This window comes from Rhodospirillales bacterium (assembly GCA_014323865.1).
Taxonomy (GTDB): Bacteria; Pseudomonadota; Alphaproteobacteria; order SP197; family SP197; genus SP197.
In genome coordinates, this window is sequence record JACONG010000006.1 from 58,430 (window position 1) to 75,586 (window position 17,157).

Annotated in this window: 19 protein-coding genes, 1 tRNA gene and 1 riboswitch; of the genes, 15 read left to right on the forward strand and 5 right to left on the reverse strand. The window is 62.8% G+C overall.

Annotated elements, in window-relative coordinates; all coding sequences use genetic code 11:
• The first annotated feature begins 44 nt into the window (after positions 1–44).
• Complete coding sequence (locus tag GDA49_02875) at positions 45–590, forward strand: hypothetical protein (GenBank protein MBC6439357.1); 546 nt, start codon at positions 45–47, stop codon at positions 588–590.
• 144 nt (positions 591–734) lie between these two features.
• Here the strand turns inward: GDA49_02875 and GDA49_02880 are convergent, their stop codons facing one another.
• The gene (locus GDA49_02880; protein ID MBC6439358.1) at positions 735–1,007 is read right to left on the reverse strand and encodes a hypothetical protein; all 273 of its coding nucleotides are present in this window, start codon (positions 1,005–1,007) and stop codon (positions 735–737) included.
• 145 nt (positions 1,008–1,152) lie between these two features.
• Here GDA49_02880 and GDA49_02885 point away from each other — a divergent pair, with 145 nt between their 5' ends.
• Positions 1,153–1,878: a TerB family tellurite resistance protein gene (locus GDA49_02885; GenBank protein ID MBC6439359.1), complete on the forward strand. Its 726-nt coding sequence runs from the start codon at positions 1,153–1,155 to the stop codon at positions 1,876–1,878.
• Between the two features lie 422 nt (positions 1,879–2,300).
• Here GDA49_02885 and GDA49_02890 read toward each other — a convergent pair whose 3' ends face one another.
• Both GDA49_02890 and GDA49_02895 read right to left on the reverse strand, forming a co-directional pair.
• Positions 2,301–3,098, reverse strand: coding sequence for a universal stress protein (locus tag GDA49_02890; GenBank protein MBC6439360.1), 798 nt, complete (start codon positions 3,096–3,098; stop codon positions 2,301–2,303).
• A 431-nt stretch (positions 3,099–3,529) separates the two neighbouring features.
• Positions 3,530–3,619, reverse strand: a tRNA-Ser gene (locus GDA49_02895).
• Between the two features lie 326 nt (positions 3,620–3,945).
• Here GDA49_02895 and GDA49_02900 point away from each other — a divergent pair.
• Together GDA49_02900 and GDA49_02905 are read left to right on the forward strand one after the other, a co-directional pair.
• Positions 3,946–4,728 carry a methyltransferase domain-containing protein gene (locus GDA49_02900; GenBank protein ID MBC6439361.1) on the forward strand — a complete coding sequence of 261 codons (783 nt, stop codon included), beginning with the start codon at positions 3,946–3,948 and terminating at the stop codon, positions 4,726–4,728.
• Positions 4,729–4,823: 95 nt separating this feature from the next.
• A complete protein-coding gene (locus GDA49_02905; GenBank protein ID MBC6439362.1) occupies positions 4,824–5,240 on the forward strand; it encodes a DUF2165 family protein in 417 nt (138 codons plus the stop codon).
• Here the strand turns inward: GDA49_02905 and GDA49_02910 are convergent.
• Positions 5,159–5,965 carry a creatininase family protein gene (locus tag GDA49_02910; GenBank protein ID MBC6439363.1) on the reverse strand — a complete coding sequence of 269 codons (807 nt, stop codon included), beginning with the start codon at positions 5,963–5,965 and terminating at the stop codon, positions 5,159–5,161. The genes GDA49_02905 and GDA49_02910 overlap by 82 nt on opposite strands.
• 326 nt (positions 5,966–6,291) lie before the next feature.
• Between GDA49_02910 and GDA49_02915 the strand changes: the two genes are divergently transcribed.
• Positions 6,292–7,299 carry a pyridoxal-phosphate dependent enzyme gene (locus GDA49_02915; protein MBC6439364.1) on the forward strand — a complete coding sequence of 336 codons (1,008 nt, stop codon included), beginning with the start codon at positions 6,292–6,294 and terminating at the stop codon, positions 7,297–7,299.
• On the opposite strand, the gene GDA49_02920 is transcribed toward GDA49_02915, so the two are convergent.
• Positions 7,283–7,519: a hypothetical protein gene (locus GDA49_02920; protein ID MBC6439365.1), complete on the reverse strand. Its 237-nt coding sequence runs from the start codon at positions 7,517–7,519 to the stop codon at positions 7,283–7,285. The genes GDA49_02915 and GDA49_02920 overlap by 17 nt on opposite strands.
• Positions 7,520–7,551: 32 nt before the next feature.
• Positions 7,552–7,637, reverse strand: a riboswitch (cyclic di-GMP riboswitch).
• A gap of 168 nt (positions 7,638–7,805) precedes the next feature.
• Between GDA49_02920 and GDA49_02925 the strand changes: the two genes are divergently transcribed.
• The 10 genes from GDA49_02925 (at position 7,806) to mazG (ending at position 16,948) form a co-directional block, all read left to right on the forward strand.
• Positions 7,806–8,057, forward strand: a complete 252-nt coding sequence (locus GDA49_02925) for a hypothetical protein (GenBank protein ID MBC6439366.1) — start codon at positions 7,806–7,808, stop codon at positions 8,055–8,057.
• A gap of 78 nt (positions 8,058–8,135) precedes the next feature.
• Entirely contained in the window at positions 8,136–9,110 is a 975-nt protein-coding gene (locus tag GDA49_02930) for a lytic murein transglycosylase (protein MBC6439367.1), read from the forward strand.
• 33 nt (positions 9,111–9,143) lie between these two features.
• Entirely contained in the window at positions 9,144–9,989 is an 846-nt protein-coding gene (locus GDA49_02935) for a septal ring lytic transglycosylase RlpA family protein (GenBank protein MBC6439368.1), read from the forward strand.
• A gap of 88 nt (positions 9,990–10,077) precedes the next feature.
• On the forward strand, positions 10,078–11,214 hold the full coding sequence (locus tag GDA49_02940; protein MBC6439369.1) for a D-alanyl-D-alanine carboxypeptidase: 1,137 nt from the start codon (positions 10,078–10,080) through the stop codon (positions 11,212–11,214).
• Positions 11,211–11,837, forward strand: a complete 627-nt coding sequence (locus tag GDA49_02945; GenBank protein ID MBC6439370.1) for a dTMP kinase — start codon at positions 11,211–11,213, stop codon at positions 11,835–11,837. Before GDA49_02940 ends, GDA49_02945 begins: the two co-directional genes overlap by 4 nt.
• Entirely contained in the window at positions 11,828–12,949 is a 1,122-nt protein-coding gene (locus tag GDA49_02950) for a DNA polymerase III subunit delta' (protein MBC6439371.1), read from the forward strand. The genes GDA49_02945 and GDA49_02950 overlap by 10 nt, the downstream gene beginning before the upstream one ends.
• A 52-nt stretch (positions 12,950–13,001) precedes the next feature.
• A complete protein-coding gene (locus GDA49_02955) occupies positions 13,002–14,558 on the forward strand; it encodes a methionine--tRNA ligase (protein ID MBC6439372.1) in 1,557 nt (518 codons plus the stop codon).
• The gene (locus GDA49_02960; protein ID MBC6439373.1) at positions 14,558–15,343 is read left to right on the forward strand and encodes a TatD family hydrolase; all 786 of its coding nucleotides are present in this window, start codon (positions 14,558–14,560) and stop codon (positions 15,341–15,343) included. The genes GDA49_02955 and GDA49_02960 overlap by 1 nt, the downstream gene beginning before the upstream one ends.
• A gap of 478 nt (positions 15,344–15,821) precedes the next feature.
• Entirely contained in the window at positions 15,822–16,118 is a 297-nt protein-coding gene (locus GDA49_02965; protein MBC6439374.1) for a PhzF family phenazine biosynthesis protein, read from the forward strand.
• An 8-nt stretch (positions 16,119–16,126) separates the two neighbouring features.
• Positions 16,127–16,948, forward strand: a complete 822-nt coding sequence (gene mazG, locus GDA49_02970) for a nucleoside triphosphate pyrophosphohydrolase (GenBank protein MBC6439375.1) — start codon at positions 16,127–16,129, stop codon at positions 16,946–16,948.
• The last annotated feature ends 209 nt before the right edge of the window (positions 16,949–17,157 follow it).

The window sequence follows — 17,157 nt, forward strand, 5'->3', positions numbered from 1 at the left end:
CAGGGGTTCGGTCAGATAGGGCAGGTGTCCGACACGCGGGGACCATGAATCGTCGGCACGGCGACGTGCTCGGCAATCGCCTCCATGATTGCGAACCAGGCGAAGCGTGCTGTCGTGTTGGTTCTGGCTATCTTCGAGCTGCGAGGGGCGTTTCTTCTTCGCAAGGCACCTTGACGGGATATGTCAAGGCCGACAACCTCTTCTCGGATCGTCGTGTCATCGGCAATCTCACAATATCTGCCAATTTTAGTACAGGTGCGGTCACGACAATCGCAGGCGATTTCAGCCAGTTTGACGACGGTGCCTTGTCGGGGACGCTCACGGGTAGCAGAACGATCAATCTGAGCACGATTAACAGTTCCCTGGATGGTACGATTACCCTCTCGGAAGAGGGTACGAATATCGACACAACTGTCGACGGGACAATGTCCGGTCGCGTGCGCGATATAGGTAGCGTGCTGGGTGGCGCAAGCGGTGCTGAGAACGATACGCGCAGGTTGTTCGTACACGGAGGCCTTACAGGCACCTTTACGACGGGCGAAACTGCCGATGATATCGACGGTGGAGCGTTTTACGCTATCCAGAACTGAAGTGCAGTAAGGAAGACTTCAGGCGGCATGGCCGCCTGAAATCCTCTGTGTCTCCCGATGCAGAGCAGATTGACGCACCCGGTTGGAATCCCATCAGGTTCCAGCCGGGTGCGGTCCGTTCTGGCCTGACAATGTTCTGGCCTGTCAGGGATCGCACAGGCAGACCACTGCTGCCCGCACTCCACGACGCCCAACGACGCATGTCCCCGCATCAGCGTCATCCAGAGGTGCCGGTAGACAATACACGCGCTCCGGCATGGCGATCATGCCGTCGGCTTCGACGATGTCGGCGTCGTCGGTCGCGATGTCCGGAGAGACCGCGACGAGTCTGTCGTCCCTGATCAGGATATAACCACGCTGGATTTTGCCCCGATTGCGGGGGCGACCGATGGCACGGTGGCGTTTCGGATCAGGCATCGGGTCGTCATGGCGCGCTCGTGCCCAGCTGCTATGGTGAGCCAGGCCAGAGCATGGTGGCCGGGCGGCCACAAGCACCGCCTTCCTGACGGAGAAGAGTGTGAGTATCTGGGGAAAGATCTTCGGCGGCGTTGCCGGATTTGCGATGGATGGGCCACTTGGCGCGATCCTGGGCGCGGCGGCAGGCCATCTCGTCGACCAGGGATTGCGCAGGGGCGACCCCGCGACCGGACAGAGCGGGGAGGCCGCTCACCGGCTCGGCCGGGAAGACCTTCAGGTCGCCTTCGCGGTCGCCGTCATCACACTCGCAGCCAAGCTCGCCAAAGCGGACGGCCATGTCACGAAGGCCGAGATCGCGGCGCTCAAGCGCGTCGTCCGGATACCCGACGACGCTACAAGGCACATCGCTCGCATCTTCAACGATGCCAAGAAAAGCCCGGAGGGGTTCGAGCCCTATGCCCGGCAGATCGCAACCCTCCTGCGCAACAATCGCCCGATGCTGGAGAACCTTCTCGGTACGCTGCTGATGATCGCCCACGCCGACAAGACCTATCATCCGGCCGAGCAGGCTTTCATCGCCGAGGTCGGCCACATCTTCGGCTTCTCACCGGTCGAGATTCGAAGAATCGAAAACATGTTCGTTGCTGGTGCCCCGTCGACCGGGCCCGATCCCTACGAGGTGCTGGGTGTCGATGCCTCGGCGAGCGACAACGACGTCAAATCCGCCTACCGCAAGTTGCTGCGCGAAAACCACCCCGACACGGTCGTGGCTCAGGGCCTGCCTGAGGAGTTCGTCGAGGTGGCAAACAGGAAGATGGCCAAAATCAACGCCGCCTACGACCGCATCAAGGCAGAACGGGGCCTGTCCTGACCACTCACGCCGCTGGCCCGGACTGCTGCGCGGGCAGAATGACGGTGATCCGCATTCCGCTCCCTGGCGCGCTGTCGATCGCCAGACCGAGACCGGTGCCGAGTCGATCCGTTTCCTCAACCGCCGCCGGCAGTGGTCAGCGTCTCGATGACACCGTGTTGGGCCGTCCGATGAATCTGGCCGCCGCCTTCAGGACCTGGCCGAGCCCGGCACGATCCTGATCGACGGTCAGGTTTCCTGCGACGCCTTCGAACAGATCACGCCCAAGGGGTTCGCGCGTCCGATTCGGATCTGCACGGTGAACGACTTCCTTTCGGAAGAGCGCCGGGACAGGCGGTGTGAGTTCTCATGGGTCGGCGAGCGCGTCGAAGTCAATGAAATCGACAGCTCCGACATCAAGACGGCGATGTTCCGTTAGGCAGTCAGGCGCTGAACAGGACCAGAATCTTCGCCGATGTTGCAACCTTCTCCGTCGCACGGCCGAAACCCAGCAGGCTCCCGAGCGTGCCACCGAAGGCGCCCATCACCAGCAGATCCGCATGCATCTCGTTGACCTGGGCGAGCAGGGAGCGTGCCCAGCCACGCGCCGAAAGGCTTCGGTCGCCATAGCTTTTCCACTGCGCGACGGGGATATTCCAGGCAGAGAGGTAACTTTCGAGTTCCGCGTCCGTCTCGCTGCCTTCACGGCTGAGCACGGTGAAGCTCTCGGCCTTGCGGATCAGCGGCAGGGCGGCACGCAGCGCACGGCCTGACTGCAACGTTCCGTTCCAGGACATCACGACATTCCTGATCGGACCTGTCCTGGGTTCGGGCGGCATCACGACCACCGGGCTGCCGATATCCCAGAGCGCTGAGTTCAGCGCCACGGCATTCGGGCCCTCGGTGTCCGACAGCCGTTCGAGCATCAGAACGTCATGATAGGGTGCGGCCATTTCCAGCACATGCGCCGGGCCAGCCTCCATGTCGACGAAGCGACAGCCGGCATAATCCCTGGCTTCGGCGTCAAAGGCTGCTTTCGCTGCGTCGAGACGCTCATCGACCTCGCTCGAATTGTCGTAGGTCGCGATGGCCATGTCGAAGCTCGCTGCGGTCAGCAGGACCGGCGCTCGGTTGTGATAGACTGACAGCTGCGCGTCGGCCGCCTGTGCGAAGGAGACGGCCGTCTTCAGCGATGCGGCGTCATTCTCCGACCCGTCGATCACCACGGCAATGCTTCTCATAATGGACTCCCAAGTCATACCCTTCAGGTCGTGTCAACCTTGTGACACTCGTGATCGCAAGTCCAACGGACTTTCAGGGCTCCGATGTGACCGAAGTCACGGCTTCCAAAGAGTGAACCCCCGTGGGACCCGGCCACACCGCCCATCAGCGCACCACGACCGGCGCCCCGCAGGACTTCGCCGCCCGATATCCCGGTGTCGGCCGTTGCGGTGCCAGACGAGGACGCCGTGGCCGGGTCGTATGCGCCAGGGATAGCCGTCGCCCTCGGGGGTGATCGAAGTCCTGGTCGATGAACGCAAGATTGCAGGCGACGCCAGCGCGCACTGAATCGACTGGTTCTCCTCTTCGAACAGGCGGCGAGTACGAGTGTCGCTGCCAGCAGGTAGACGAGCGGCAAGGGGCACGCAAAGAGCGAAATGGAGAGGGCGTGTGGCGGACGGGGAGGGATTCGAACCCCCGAGAGACTCACGCCCCTGACGGTTTTCAAGACCGCTGCCTTCAACCACTCGGCCACCCGTCCGTTCGGGTTATTTGCGGCTTTCGACCGCCCGCGTCAATCGTCGGATGCTGACGTGAGCCTGCGCCACGGCAGCCAAACCGCAATCGTTTCGGCGATCATGACGTCGCCGTCGTCACCGGGATGGACACCATCACCGGCCATGAGCGTAGCCTTGTAACGTTCGCGCGCAAGAAACGACGGGAAGAGCCTGGGATATGCCGTCGATCTTCTCGCACAGCACGATGCAGTCGCAGGCCATGTCGCCCTCGGGAAGACCGCCCGCATCGCGCCTGTCGCCGGGGCTCGGGCAAGGCTAGATTCCCGGTAACGAACACAAGGAGGCGCGCATGACGACGCAGTACACGGACCGGGTCATCGAAGGCATGCAATCGCTCTACGGCAAGGGGTTTCTCTCACCGGGCGGGCCCGACGAGATGGCCGTCTTCCTTGATGGTATCGACCTCGGCGGTTGCCACGTCCTCGACATGGGATGCGGCATCGGCGGCGCCTCCCTTATGCTGGCGGGCGAGTTCGGCGCGGCACGCGTCACAGGCGTCGACATCGCTGCGGACCTGGTCGAACGCGCGCAGGCAGCGGCCGAAGCAGCGAGCCTGGCAGACAAGACCACGTTCCAGCCGATCGAACCCGGACCGTTCCCGTTTGCCGATGCGTCGTTCGATGCCGTCTTCATCAAGGACGTCGTCTGCCACATCGAAGACAAACACGCTGTCTTCGCCGAGGTCGCCCGTGTCCTGAAACCGGGCGGCAGGCTGTTGTGCGCTGACTTCGCCGACGGTGAGACCAGGGACGAACGCGCCCGGCTCTACGACGACTGGATCGCCGCCATGCAGGTCTATGGTCTCAGCTTCCACTTCGAGAAGCTCGGCACCTACACCTCAGCCTGTGAGGCCGCCGGGCTCGAAGACATCTCCGTGCGCGACCACACCAGGCTCTCGGCCCATGCCGCCGAACGCGAGATGACATTTGTGACCGGTCCGGACGCGGGCCCGCTGCGCGAGGCGCTGGGCGAGGAGAAATTTGCCGCGCGGATCGCTGCCAGCACCACGCGCTTCAAGGCACTCGGTTCAGGTGCTCTTCACCACGTGCACATGTTCGCGACAAAAATCTGATCGCGGGATCAGCGGAAGGCGAGACCGCCGCTCACCACTCTACAAGGTGGCGAAGACAGAGCGCCGCAGTTCGCTGCGGCATCGGTGTGAACGGGATGGAATCGGACGCCTTCCTTCTTGCCAAGGCGTTGGTCACGGCGATGCCGGCTGCCTGGCTGACGCTCGGCGTGCTCGACAACATCATCCATCCCTCGGTCAATCGAAACGACGTTGCCCGGGTGCTCGCGCTCGAAGCGGTCGAGGGTTGGCCGGAGGTGAAGCAGCAGGTCGGTCACCGGGCCATCACCAAGCCGATGGTCGGCCGCATCGTCTTCAGCTTCGTGCTCCTGGGTGAACTCCTCGCGACGGCTCTGTTGTGGGCCGGTTCGATCTGGTTCTTCCTGGCCTGGCTCGGCACGGCTGATGCCTGCGCCAACGATCGCGATCTTCATCAGGGTCCGTCCGCTCCGAATGCCGCCTGGCGATCGAACGCAGCTGCATCCTCGATCAATGTGGCGAGACGTTCGGCATGATGGTCAAGAAGGGCCTCACCGGTCTCGGCTGTGGCACCAGCTGCGTTGCCGACGACTCCAAGCGGGTTCAGGTCTTCAACCTGCCAGGCAAAGCCGAGACTGCCACCGTGGCCGAATCGCTTGTGGTTCGCGGCCAGCAGGCGGGCGTTCGAGGCAAAGTCGTCGGCCTGCTCCATGCGCACGAGTTCGGGCCGCAGCGCGAGCATGATTGAGGTTTCGCAAAGGCCGCCATGATGCCCGTGGTCGCGCTCATCGGCGTCGATCAGGCCTTCAGGCAGCGACCAGCCCATGTAGTTGGCGCGCACGACCAGCATGGCGAGACGCGCGCGCAGACGTTGTGCGACGAGATCGACAATCTGCGGCTGGCCGCCATGGGCGTTCACGATCACAAGCCTGAAGATGCCGTTGCGCCCAAGCGACGCACCGATCTCGGTCCATGAGGCCAGGAGGCTCTCCGCCTCATGGCTCAGCGTGCCGGCGAAACTCGTGTGTTCCGTGCTTTCGCCGATCGCTTGGGTGGGCAGGATGACGACGTCAAACGCCCCGTTCAGCCGGCGGAGGGCGCGGTCAACCAGTCCTTCGGCGATGATCGTATCGGTACCGAGTGGCAGGTGAGGGCCGTGCTGCTCCACGGCACCAACCGCGAATACGGCAACGCAGCGCTCGCCGGAGAGAGCATCGAGCTCCGGAGACGTCAGAGACAGCCAGTCATGCACATTCGCCATGGGCGATGCTTAGTCCAAAACACAACCCATGGGAAACCGGAGGCGCGGCCGGTGATGAGTTGCTGTTGTTGCTGTTTCCGATGCCGGCGTTGTTCTTGCCATCGCGCGACCTGCCGCTTCTGGCACCACCGATCCCTCCGGTTGCGATGCTTCCGCCCCCTACCATTGGATTACCATTGGACCCCGGTATCGCCGGCAATCATCCCATCGCCGCGCGGCATCACTGAGAGGTGACGAACTGGGAGTTCTCTCGGTATGTGGTCCGGCAGCCTGGCATCGCGGGGTCTTGAGAACGCCCGGACGCAAACCGATGTCCGTTCAAGCGGATGTCTCTAGAATCATCCCAAACATCGGAGACGATCTTGGACAGCAGCTCAATCATCGCGTCGATCGCCGCGAACGCCCTTGAGACCCAGGAACGCATCAAGGGCGTCGTCGTCGAAACGCCGTGTCTGCGTTCAAGGGCCCAGCCGGCGGAAGAGTCCGGTCTGATTTTCAAGTGCGAGAACTTCCAGCACACCGGATCGTTCAAGCTGCGTGGTGCCATGGCGAAGCTGACGACCCTGCCAACCGACATGCCGGTCATTACGGCCTCGTCCGGCAATCACGGCATCGCCTGCTGCCACGCCGCGATGACCACCGGACATAAACTCACGGTGGTGCTGCCGGAGAATGTGGCGAAGGCCAAGCTCGCGCTGATCGACAGTTATGGCGCCGGCACGATCCTGCAGGGCTTCGATTCGAGCCTCTGCGAGGTCCACGCCAAGGTTCTGGCCGCGGAACGGGGACATACTTACGTCTCGCCCTACAACGATCCGACCGTCATGGCGGGGCAAGGAACCATCGGGCTCGAACTCCTGACCCAGCTTCCCCGGATCGACAACGTCTTTATCTCCATGGGCGGCGGCGGCCTGATTTCCGGGATCGGATCGGTGCTCAAGGTCCATGCACCCGAAGCGCGGATCATCGGCGTGAGCGCGGTGAACTCGGCCGCGCTGGCCGCCAGCATGGAGGCAGGCCGCATCGTCGAGACCGAGCATTTCGACACGCTGGCCGACGGCTGTGCCGGTGGCGTCGATGAAGGCTCGCTGACGCTTCCGGTCTCCATCGAAATAGTGGACCGGGTGATCCATTGCAGCGAAGACGAGATCGGCCACGCCCTCCGCACGCTTGCGTGGACCGACAACATGATCGTCGAGGGTGCCGCCGCGCTGGCCTATGCCGCCTACCGTCAGGACGAAGCGGCTTTCTCGGGACAGACCAATGTCGTGCTTCTCTGCGGCGCCAACTTCGATCGGGCGAAGATCGAACCGGTTCTCACCGCGGCGAACTAGCCGTCCTTGACTCCGTCGGCGCTTCGGCTCCGGTGCGCTCGACGATCAGGCCGTGGTGCCCCAGCCTGCGGTGATAGGCGAAGTTGAAGATGTCGCATTTGCAGTTGCGGCCAAGGTCCATGTTGCAGCCATGGACGATCAGCTCGTCCTCGATCGTGGAGCACATCGCCACGACTTTGCCCGAAGGTGCCACGATGCAGCCCGCTGTGCGGGTCTTCATTTGCAGGGCTGTAGTCACCAAAATGCTCTCGCTTCGACAACTCCGCTACCTTCCCCTTGCAGGGTGAGGGCCGGTAGCTTTGCGTCCCGCTGTTTCCCGCGGTTTGTCTTTTTCGAGGATTCTTGCGGCACCAGATGGATCCCTGCCAATCCAATCAAACACTTGGCCAATCGAACACTCGGTATGCAAACAACGCTACTGCCGTTCCAACCCGTCTTGGTGTAACCTGGTGTAACGAAGATCGTACCTGATGGGTCATCCGCGAAAAAATGGGGGGACCGGAAAAATGAGGTTCTGGCTGATCGCCGGGGGCGGCATTCTGGTCGGTGCCATCCTGCTCACCTGGTTCATCGAGTGGACCTTTGCGGCCGATGGCGTCGAGCTCGGCTTCCACGGCACCTTCGCGGTGTTCCTCTGCCTGATCTTCGTTCCCGGTCTCACCATCGCCCTGATGCGTCTTGCCCATCTCAGCGACCGGACCGGCGTCGATCGCGAAGCTGCAGAGCGCTACGACGACGAGCTGCATCGCCGCGACTGAACATTCGGCCGGCCGACGATTGCGCCTTTCATGGTCCTGTGTCACAAGAAGGAAATGGAACAAAACCAATACGGACCGATGGTGTTTTCACACCTGACCATTCTCGTCCTTGGCGCCCTTCTCCTGCTCATGGCCCCCACCGCCGCGCAGCAGCAGGAATGGGACGACTTTCTCGAGGGGGTCCGGGCCGATGCTCGCAGCGAAGGTGTGAGCGAAGCAACGTTGAACGTCGCCCTTAGCGACCTGCAGCCGATTCCCCGCGTGATCGAACTCGACCGTCGCCAGCCCGAAGGCACGGTGACCTTCGAGGACTACATGGAGACTCGGGTTCCGGCCGAGCTCATCGACACGGCCCGCCAGCGCTACGCCCAGCACGAGCCGCTCCTGGTTGCGATCGCGGATCATTTCGGACTCGACCCGGAGTTCATCGTGGCCCTGTGGGGCCTGGAAACACGGTTCGGCAGCTACACCGGCGGTTTCGACGTGGTCGCTTCGGTCGCGACCTTGGCTTGGGACGAACGCCGCAGCGACTTCTTCCGTGCCGAGCTTATGCACGCCCTGCGCGTCCTTGATGAAGGCCACATCGCGCGCGACGATATGAAGGGGTCGTGGGCCGGTGCCATGGGCCAGAGCCAGTTCATGCCGTCGAGCTTCAATACCTATGCCTACGACTGGGACCTCGACGGGCACCGCGACATCTGGACCAACAAGGGCGACGTGTTCGCATCGGCCGCGAACTATCTTTCACGGTCTGGCTGGCGGGAAGGGCTGCCTTGGGGCGGCCCCGTGAGCCTGCCGGCAGGATTTGATACCGCGCTCAAAGGCAATCGCAAGACCATGCTGCTGTCCGACTGGCTCGACCTTGGCGTCACGTGGATCGGCACCGGTCCCGTGGTGGCGCTCAATGAAGACGCATCGCTCGCCATGCCGGGCGGCGAGGATGGGCCCGCATGGCTCGTTTTCGAGAACTACCGTACCATCCTGAAGTGGAACCGCTCCGACTACTTCGCGATATCGGTGGTCACGCTTGCAGACGCCATAGCTGGACGTTAAGCTCCACGAAAGACACAGCATCTGGTGCCTGTAATGTTCGCGACCGCTTCATTTCCCAGTCTGACGAGGCTGATTGCTGTCCTCGGCGTCTTCTTTCTGGGTCTTGCGGGCTGTACCAAGACCAACGTCCCGGCGACCGTCCTCAAGGAAACCACACCGCCCCAGCCGACCGGTAACTACAAGGTCGGCAATCCCTATGAGATCAACGGCGTCTGGTACTACCCAGAAGAAGATCCGTTCTACGACGAGGTCGGTATCGCCTCCTGGTACGGCAAACCGTTTCACGGCCGAACCGCGGCGAGCGGCGAAATCTACGACATGAACGAGCTAACGGCGGCGCATAAGACGCTGCCGATGCCGGTCTATGTCCGGGTGACGAACCTTGAGAACGACCGTTCGCTTGTACTCCGCGTCAACGATCGCGGGCCCTTCGTCGAAGGACGCATCATCGACGTATCGCGCCGCGCCGCACAGCTGCTCGATTTCGAGGCGGCTGGTATCACACGGGTGCGCGTCCAGGTGATCGACCCCGAGACCCAGCAGACCTATGCCGAGATGGGGCAGGAGCCTCCGCCGAAGGACGGGTTTCTGGCAGCGACAGAGACGATTCCGCCAACCGAGGTCATCCATATCGAAGAGAAGGTCAGCGGTGATGTCTTCGTCCAAGTTGGCGCCTATGCCAACGCCGACAACGCGTTTGTTGTCAGCAACGCCCTGACTGAGCTGGGCGAGGTCCAAATCGACCGCGTGATCGTCGACGACACCGTCCTCTACCGGGTTCGCATCGGCCCTTATGCCACCGGCGATGCGGCCGAACTCACCCGTCGCGAGGTGGCGTTTCTCGGTTATCCCGAAGCGATCATCATCGTCGACCCCTAAAACGGCTGGCCATGATCTGCTCCAGGCGTCAGAATCCCGCAGCAAGGTTCCAGCATCGTGCTACCGGCGGGACGAAGTCCAAGACCCCATGATCCGACGTTTCCTTATCCCATGTCTGGCTGTCCTGCTGTTCGCGGCAAACATGGCGCAGGCCTTCGATACTGGAGCGCGTGAGGCGATCCTGATCGATGAGATGACGGGCACGGTGCTGTTATCCAAGAACGCTCAGGCAATCACCTACCCATCGTCGATGACCAAGCTGATGACGGTCTACATGCTCTTCGAGCGCTTGGCCGATGAAACGCTGAGCCTCGGCGATACCCTCGCGGTGAGCGAAAAGGCTTGGCGCATGGGCGGCTCCAAGATGTTCGTCGAGGTCGGGACGAGCGTGAGGGTCGAGGACCTGATTCGCGGCATCGTCGTACAGTCGGGCAACGACGCCACGATTGTTGTCGCCGAAGCGCTGGCGGGATCGGAAGACGCGTTCGCGCGGGACATGACCGACAAGGCGCGCGAACTCGGCATGAACTCCACCATATTCCGCAATGCCTCGGGCTGGCCAGACCCCGAACACGTCACCACAATTGAGGATATCTCGATCCTGGTGCGCCGGACCATCGAGGATTTCCCGCAGTACTATCACTACTACGCAGAGACCGAGTTCACCTTCAGCGAGATCACCCAGTCGAACCGAAATCCGCTACTTTACGCCGGTATCGGCGCTGACGGGCTCAAGACCGGGCATACCGAAGCCGCCGGCTTTGGCCTGGCCGCTTCGGCCATTCAGGGCGACCGTCGCCTGATCCTGGTGATCAACGGCCTCAAAACGTCGCAGGACCGCGCCTTCGAGGCACAACGTATCCTCGAATGGGGGTTCCGCGAGTTCGACACCTACAACCTCTTCGCATCCGGGGAGGCTGTCATCGAGGCCGATGTCTGGCTGGGTGACGTCGACACGGTGCCGCTGGTGCTTGACGAGGACCTTGAGATCACGCTGTCGCGCACGGCTCGGCGCGACATGGAGGTGAAGATCGTCTACGACGGTCCGATCCCCGCGCCGATCCAGGCAGGAACGCCGGTCGCCAGCCTGATCGTCGAAGCGCCCGCCATGCCGACGATCAAGCGCACACTGCTGGCAGGCGCCGATGTCGGCGAACTCTCGTTCATCAGCCGCTTGGGCGCCGCCGTCAGCTTCCTCATCTTCGGGCCGCCAGCCAGCCCTTGAACCCGGGCCGTTTCATCACCTTGGAAGGCGGCGAGGGGACTGGAAAATCAACTCAGATCCGTCTGCTTGCGTCGTGGCTGGAAACCGATTGCGGCCTCACAGTCACGGTTACGCGCGAACCCGGTGGCGCACCGGGTGCCGAGGACATCCGCACGCTGCTTGTCGAGGGCGAGACCGACCGCTGGGATCCGCGCACCGAGGTCCTGCTGCACGTTGCAGCGCGGCGTAACCATGTCCTGACCACGGTCCGCCCCGCGCTGGAGAGCGGACATTGGGTGATCAGCGATCGCTTCGCCGATTCCACCCGCGCCTACCAGGGCATCGTGCAGGGGGCAGGGGAGGCCTTCACCGGATCGCTCCATGATCTTGCGATCGATGGCCTCGAGCCCGACCTCACGCTTGTGCTCGATCTTCCAGTGGACAAAGGCCTTCGGCGCGCTGCCCAGGGCGGCGGCAGTGATCGCTACGAGCGCATGGGCACCGGGTTTCACGAGCGCCTGCGGGCAGCCTTTTTGGCGATCGCCAAAGCCGAGGCAGATCGCTGCATCGTGATCGATGCACTGGGCAGCAAGGACGAAGTGGCCAAGCGCATCCGGACGGCGGTGGCGGACCGATGGCCGTAGACGACGATCCCATTGATCCCCGCGCGCATCCGGACTTTCCCGACAGCGCCGCACCCGCACCGCGCGCCAATCCCGACCTGATCGGCCATACCGAGGCCGAGCGGCGCCTGGCACAGGCCGCCGGCGACGGCACGATTGCCGGCGCCTGGCTGCTCGGCGGCCCAAAGGGTATCGGCAAGGTGACTCTGGCCTACAGGCTGGCGCGCCACCTCCTGGCTGGCGGAGGACAGGATCTCTTCGGCGACAGCAGCAGCAATCTCGCCATCGACCCTGCCGACAGCACCTTCGGTCGTGTTGCTGGCGGTGGGCACGGTGATCTGCTTGCCGTTGAACTCGGCCTCAACAAGCAGGGCAAGCCGCGCACCGAGATCGTGGTGGAGGACATTCGGCGGCTCGAACCCTTCTTTCGTCAGTCGGCAGGTGAGGGTGGCTGGCGCATCGCCATCGTCGACGGCGCCGAGCTGATGAACACGAATGCTGCCAACGCTGCCCTCAAGCTGATCGAGGAGCCGCCCCCGCAATCGGTGGTCATCCTTGTCAGTCACGCCCCGGCGCGCCTCCTGCCGACCATCCGCTCGCGCTGCCGCATGCTCACCCTGCGGCCACCCAAACCGGAGCAGACAACGATCCTGCTGGAGGATTACCTGCCTGGCCTCGCCGAGGACGATCGCATGCCACTGGCCCGGCTGGCGAACGGCAGCCCAGGACGGGCGATGGCGCTCGTCGATCTGGGCGGTCTCGACCTCTATCGCGAGCTGCTGGCGCTGATCTCGGAAGCGCCCCGCATCGATCCCAGGGCCTTGCACGCCATCGCAGATCGGCTGGGACGCTATGGCAATGACAAGTCCTGCCGCACCGCACTCGACTTCCTCAACGACTGGGTCGCAAGGCTGGTGCGCGGTGCTGCGGCGGGCGGCGAGGGCTGGCATGACATCGTCGGTGGCGAACGCCAGCTGATGGAGCGTTACGCCCAAACCGGCGACCTTGCGCGCTGGGTGGGCGTATGGGAAAAGGTTGCGGGCCTCCGGGACAGGGCTGACAGCCTGAATCTGGACCGAAAACAGGTCGTCCTTGCCGCATTCGGTGCCTTGGAGGCCGCCACCCGGACCTGAGGCTCCACACGAACCGCAACCAGCGCATAGACCGTGCTCAAGGAGCCTTGGCATGTCCGGGAAGCCTGCCTTTTACATCACGACGCCGATCTACTACGTCAACGACAACCCGCACATCGGCCACGCATACACCACGCTGGCGTGCGACGTGACGGCGCGCTTCATGCGGCTCGACGGTCACGACGTGATGTTCCTGACCGGCACAGACGAGCATGGCCAAAAGGTCGAAAAGGCTGCCGGCGAGGCCGGCGTCGACCCACAGGCATTTTGCGATAGGGTCTCAGAAAACTTCCGTATGCTTTCGAAAGAATGGAACTTTTCAAACGACGACTTCATTCGTACGACCGAGCCGCGTCACGTCGCCTCGGTTCAGGCGCTGTGGCGTAAGCTGGAGGAAGCTGGCGAGATCTATCTTGACCATTACGAGGGCTGGTACGCGGTTCGCGACGAATCCTTTTATAGCGAGGATGAGCTGACCGACGGTCCCGACGGCCAGAAGCTCGCGCCCTCGGGCGCACCGGTCGAGTTGGTCAAGGAGCCGAGCTACTTCTTCCGGCTGTCGGCCTGGCAGGACCGCCTTCTGGAGCTCTACGATTCACGTCCCGACTTCATCATGCCTGAAAGCCGACGCAACGAGGTCCGCAGTTTCGTCGCTGGCGGCCTGCGCGACCTCTCGGTCTCACGCACCAGCTTCTCGTGGGGCGTTCCGGTGCCGGACGATCCCGATCACATCATGTACGTCTGGATCGACGCCCTGACGAACTACATCACCGCAGCGGGTTACCCCGACGAAGACGGCGAGCAGTTCCGGCACTGGTGGCCGGCGCTGCACATGGTCGGCAAGGACATCCTGCGCTTTCACGCCGTCTACTGGCCCGCGTTCCTCATGGCCGCCGGGATCGAGTTGCCTCGGCGAATCTTTGCCCACGGCTGGTGGACCAGCGAGGGCAAGAAGATCTCAAAGTCGCTGGGTAACGTTATCGTGCCGAGTGAGATCGTGGAGCGCTATGGGCTCGACCAGGTGCGCTATACGCTGATGCGCGAGGTCGGCTTCGGCAACGACGGCGACTTCTCGCACCGTGGTGCGGTCCAGCGTTGCAACCACGACCTCGCAAACGACTACGGCAATCTGGCGCAGCGTGTGCTCTCGATGATCGCCAAGAACTGCGACGGCCGGGTGCCGACGCCGGGCGACTTCGTCGACACCGACCGTGAGCTCATGGCCAAGACCTATGGCCTACTCAAGGAATCGCGCGGGCATCTCGAGGTCCAGGCCTTCCATCTCATGCTGCAAGGGATCTGGGGCGTCATCGGCGATGCCAACCGCTATGTCGACGAGCAAGCACCCTGGGCCCTCAAGAAGACCGACCCTGCGCGCATGGCAACGGTTCTCTACGTCCTGGCCGAGACCATCCGCGTGCTGTCGCTGTTGACCCAGCCGGTGATGCCTGACTCCTCGGCAAAGCTGCTCGACCAGCTCGCCGTCCCGGAGGATGGTCGTGTCTTCGCGCGGCTGGGGCCCGATCACGCCCTGAAGCCGGGCATCGCGCTGCCGAAACCGAAGGGCGTGTTCCCGCGCTACCAGGAGGAAGAGCAGGGAACCGCGTGATGCTGGTCGACAGTCACTGCCACCTCGACTTCCCGGATTTCGCTGAAGAACTGGACGATGTCGTCGCCCGCGCCCATGACGCGGGCGTCAGCACCATCCAGACAATTTGCACGCGTATGACCGAGTTCGACAAGGTCCGTGACGTCGCCGGTCGATACGACAACATGTACTGCTCGATCGGCGTCCACCCGCACAACGTCGAGAGCGAGGGTGTGGTGCGGACGGCCGACATCGTCGCCAAGACCGACGATCCCAAGGTGATCGGCATCGGAGAGACCGGGCTCGACTTCTACTACGACCACAGCCCGCGCGAGCAGCAGAAGGCGAGCTTTCGCCAGCATATCGCTGCGAGTCGTCAGACCGGCCTGCCGCTGATTGTCCACACGCGTGATGCCGACGACGACACGATGGATATTCTGGAGGATGAGATGGGGAAGGGGGCGTCCCCCGGCCTGATCCACTGCTTCAGCTCGTCACGCGAGCTCTGCGAGCGCAGCCTGGCGATCGGCCTTTTCATTTCGATTTCCGGCATCGCGACCTTCAAGAGCGCCCAGGAACTGCGCGACACGATCACCGATGTTCCGCTCGACCGGCTGCTTGTGGAGACCGATGCGCCCTACCTTGCGCCCGTGCCCAAGCGCGGCAAGCGTAACGAACCTGCTTTTGTGCGTCACACCGCCGCAGTCGTCGCCGATCTTAAGGCGGTGTCTGAAGACGAACTGGCACGTGTCACAACCGACAATTTCTTTAATCTGTTCTCGAAGGCAAAGCGTCCAGATACTTGATACAAAAGCAGTCGCTCTGCACCGCCAGCTCCTTGGACGCTGACATGAGCCGGCTCGTCGCGATCTGCTACGGCGATGGCCTCTGTCGCTTGCCTGTTCGACCGATCTTCAAGACCTTGGATAAAGCCTTCGTTCTCGGCATCATAGTCAGTTTCCATAATATGTATTATGCGACTTTCATGATGCGGTATCGATCACCCGGTCATCGAGGTCGACGGTGATCAGGGTGGCGTTGCGGATGAGAACGGACATGATGCGATCCCCAGGCTTGCGTGCGGACCTCACGCTCGCCGGTTGCAGCCCGAACGCCCATTGGTCAAAGTCGATTCATGTCCACTCTCCGGCTCGCCTCATATTCCATTCAAGGTGTCGACGATCGCGGCATTGCCGCCTGCTTCTTTTCGCCCAGTGCCGAATTGCCGCTGTGCGGCCTCTGCCGTCAGAACGGCATCGGCACCGTGATCTCTGCTGGACGTCGGTGACACGCGGCGACGCCTGTGCCTTGCACTGCCGCGACCTCTGCCCGTCGCTCGGCGTCAACGAATCGTCCGCTGTCAGCACCAGAAACGTGGCGCTCGCCGCCTGCCTCGTCCGCCATGGCGTCATCGCGGGCGGCGGTCTCCACAGCCTCGAAGCCGAACAGGGTCTTGCCGTCGGCCGCCCCGGCCGTGTCCATCTCGAAATCGAGGCGGCCGATACCCGCGCCCGGGCCATCCACGTTGGTGGCATGGTGACCCGCATGATCATCACTGACTCCATTCCCCGTCCGTCCTGAGGGTCCCGATGTCCATTCCCACCGATGCCGCCGCCCCCCTGCTCCGTCTGCTCGCGATCATGGCGAAGCTGCGCGATTGCGACGGCGGCTGCGCTTGGGATGTCGAGCAAACCTTCCGGACCATCGCACCCTACACGATCGAGGAGGCCTACGAGGTCGCCAACGCGATCGAGAATGAGGACTGGCCCAGCCTGAAGGATGAGCTCGGCGATCTCCTGTTCCAGGTCGTCTTTCACGCCCAGATGGCTTCCGAGGACGGCCACTTCGCCTTCGACGATGTCGTTCGTGCCATTTCTGACAAGATGATCCGCCGCCACCCCCATGTCTTCGGCGATCAGACCGGAATCGATTCGGCCAACGCCCAGACCGTGAACTGGGAGGCGCAGAAGGCCGCCGAACGCAAAGCGAAAGCCGAGCAGGACGGACGCTGCGAGTCGGCCCTCGACGGCGTCACCCCGGGCCTGCCCGCGCTGATCCGCGCTGCCAAGCTGCAGAAGCGCGCCGCACGCGTCGGTTTCGACTGGACCGATGCCGATCACGTGCTGGCCGATGTCGACGAGGAATTTGACGAGCTCAAGTCTGAGATCCAACAGGGCTCCGGCCATGACCGCCTGGAAGATGAGATGGGCGATCTGCTCTTCAGCATCGTCAATCTCGCACGCCATCTCGGCATCGACCCCGAAAGCGCGCTACGCCGGACGAACGCCAAGTTCGAGACGCGGTTTCGTTATGTCGAAGATTGTCTCGCCGCGGACGGCCGCACCACCAGCGAAACTACGCTCGAAGAAATGGATACCTTATGGAATGAGGCCAAAATCGGCGCGTCATGACCATTGAGGTCGCGTGCTTAACAGCTGACGGTGGGCAATCACCTCGACCGTCGCAGTGCCGTCTTTTCGATCAAATGGGCATGTGGGTGACGGAAAGTCTTTGTGAATCGTGACTATGCGTGATGAGGCGTGACGATACGTGATGGATCAAGGGGTTAGGGGTGTTTTCCGGGCATTTCGGGGGTGTGAAACGGCGGGAACACAGGGTG

Bases quoted from the DNA above. Each gene is read 5' to 3' on its own strand.
- GDA49_02890 (MBC6439360.1), bottom strand. From the start codon at position 3,098: ATGAGAAGCATTGCCGTGGTGATCGACGGGTCGGAGAATGACGCCGCA.
- GDA49_02950 (MBC6439371.1), top strand. From the start codon at position 11,828: ATGGCCGTAGACGACGATCCCATTGATCCCCGCGCGCATCCGGACTTT.
- GDA49_02935 (MBC6439368.1), top strand. From the start codon at position 9,144: ATGTTCGCGACCGCTTCATTTCCCAGTCTGACGAGGCTGATTGCTGTC.
- GDA49_02875 (MBC6439357.1), top strand. From the start codon at position 45: ATGAATCGTCGGCACGGCGACGTGCTCGGCAATCGCCTCCATGATTGC.
- GDA49_02885 (MBC6439359.1), top strand. From the start codon at position 1,153: ATGGATGGGCCACTTGGCGCGATCCTGGGCGCGGCGGCAGGCCATCTC.
- GDA49_02900 (MBC6439361.1), top strand. From the start codon at position 3,946: ATGACGACGCAGTACACGGACCGGGTCATCGAAGGCATGCAATCGCTC.
- mazG (MBC6439375.1), top strand. From the start codon at position 16,127: ATGTCCATTCCCACCGATGCCGCCGCCCCCCTGCTCCGTCTGCTCGCG.
- GDA49_02905 (MBC6439362.1), top strand. From the start codon at position 4,824: ATGGAATCGGACGCCTTCCTTCTTGCCAAGGCGTTGGTCACGGCGATG.
- GDA49_02940 (MBC6439369.1), top strand. From the start codon at position 10,078: ATGATCCGACGTTTCCTTATCCCATGTCTGGCTGTCCTGCTGTTCGCG.
- GDA49_02955 (MBC6439372.1), top strand. From the start codon at position 13,002: ATGTCCGGGAAGCCTGCCTTTTACATCACGACGCCGATCTACTACGTC.
- GDA49_02920 (MBC6439365.1), bottom strand. From the start codon at position 7,519: ATGAAGACCCGCACAGCGGGCTGCATCGTGGCACCTTCGGGCAAAGTC.
- GDA49_02930 (MBC6439367.1), top strand. From the start codon at position 8,136: ATGGTGTTTTCACACCTGACCATTCTCGTCCTTGGCGCCCTTCTCCTG.
- GDA49_02910 (MBC6439363.1), bottom strand. From the start codon at position 5,965: ATGGCGAATGTGCATGACTGGCTGTCTCTGACGTCTCCGGAGCTCGAT.
- GDA49_02960 (MBC6439373.1), top strand. From the start codon at position 14,558: ATGCTGGTCGACAGTCACTGCCACCTCGACTTCCCGGATTTCGCTGAA.
- GDA49_02915 (MBC6439364.1), top strand. From the start codon at position 6,292: ATGTCTCTAGAATCATCCCAAACATCGGAGACGATCTTGGACAGCAGC.
- GDA49_02925 (MBC6439366.1), top strand. From the start codon at position 7,806: ATGAGGTTCTGGCTGATCGCCGGGGGCGGCATTCTGGTCGGTGCCATC.
- GDA49_02880 (MBC6439358.1), bottom strand. From the start codon at position 1,007: ATGCCTGATCCGAAACGCCACCGTGCCATCGGTCGCCCCCGCAATCGG.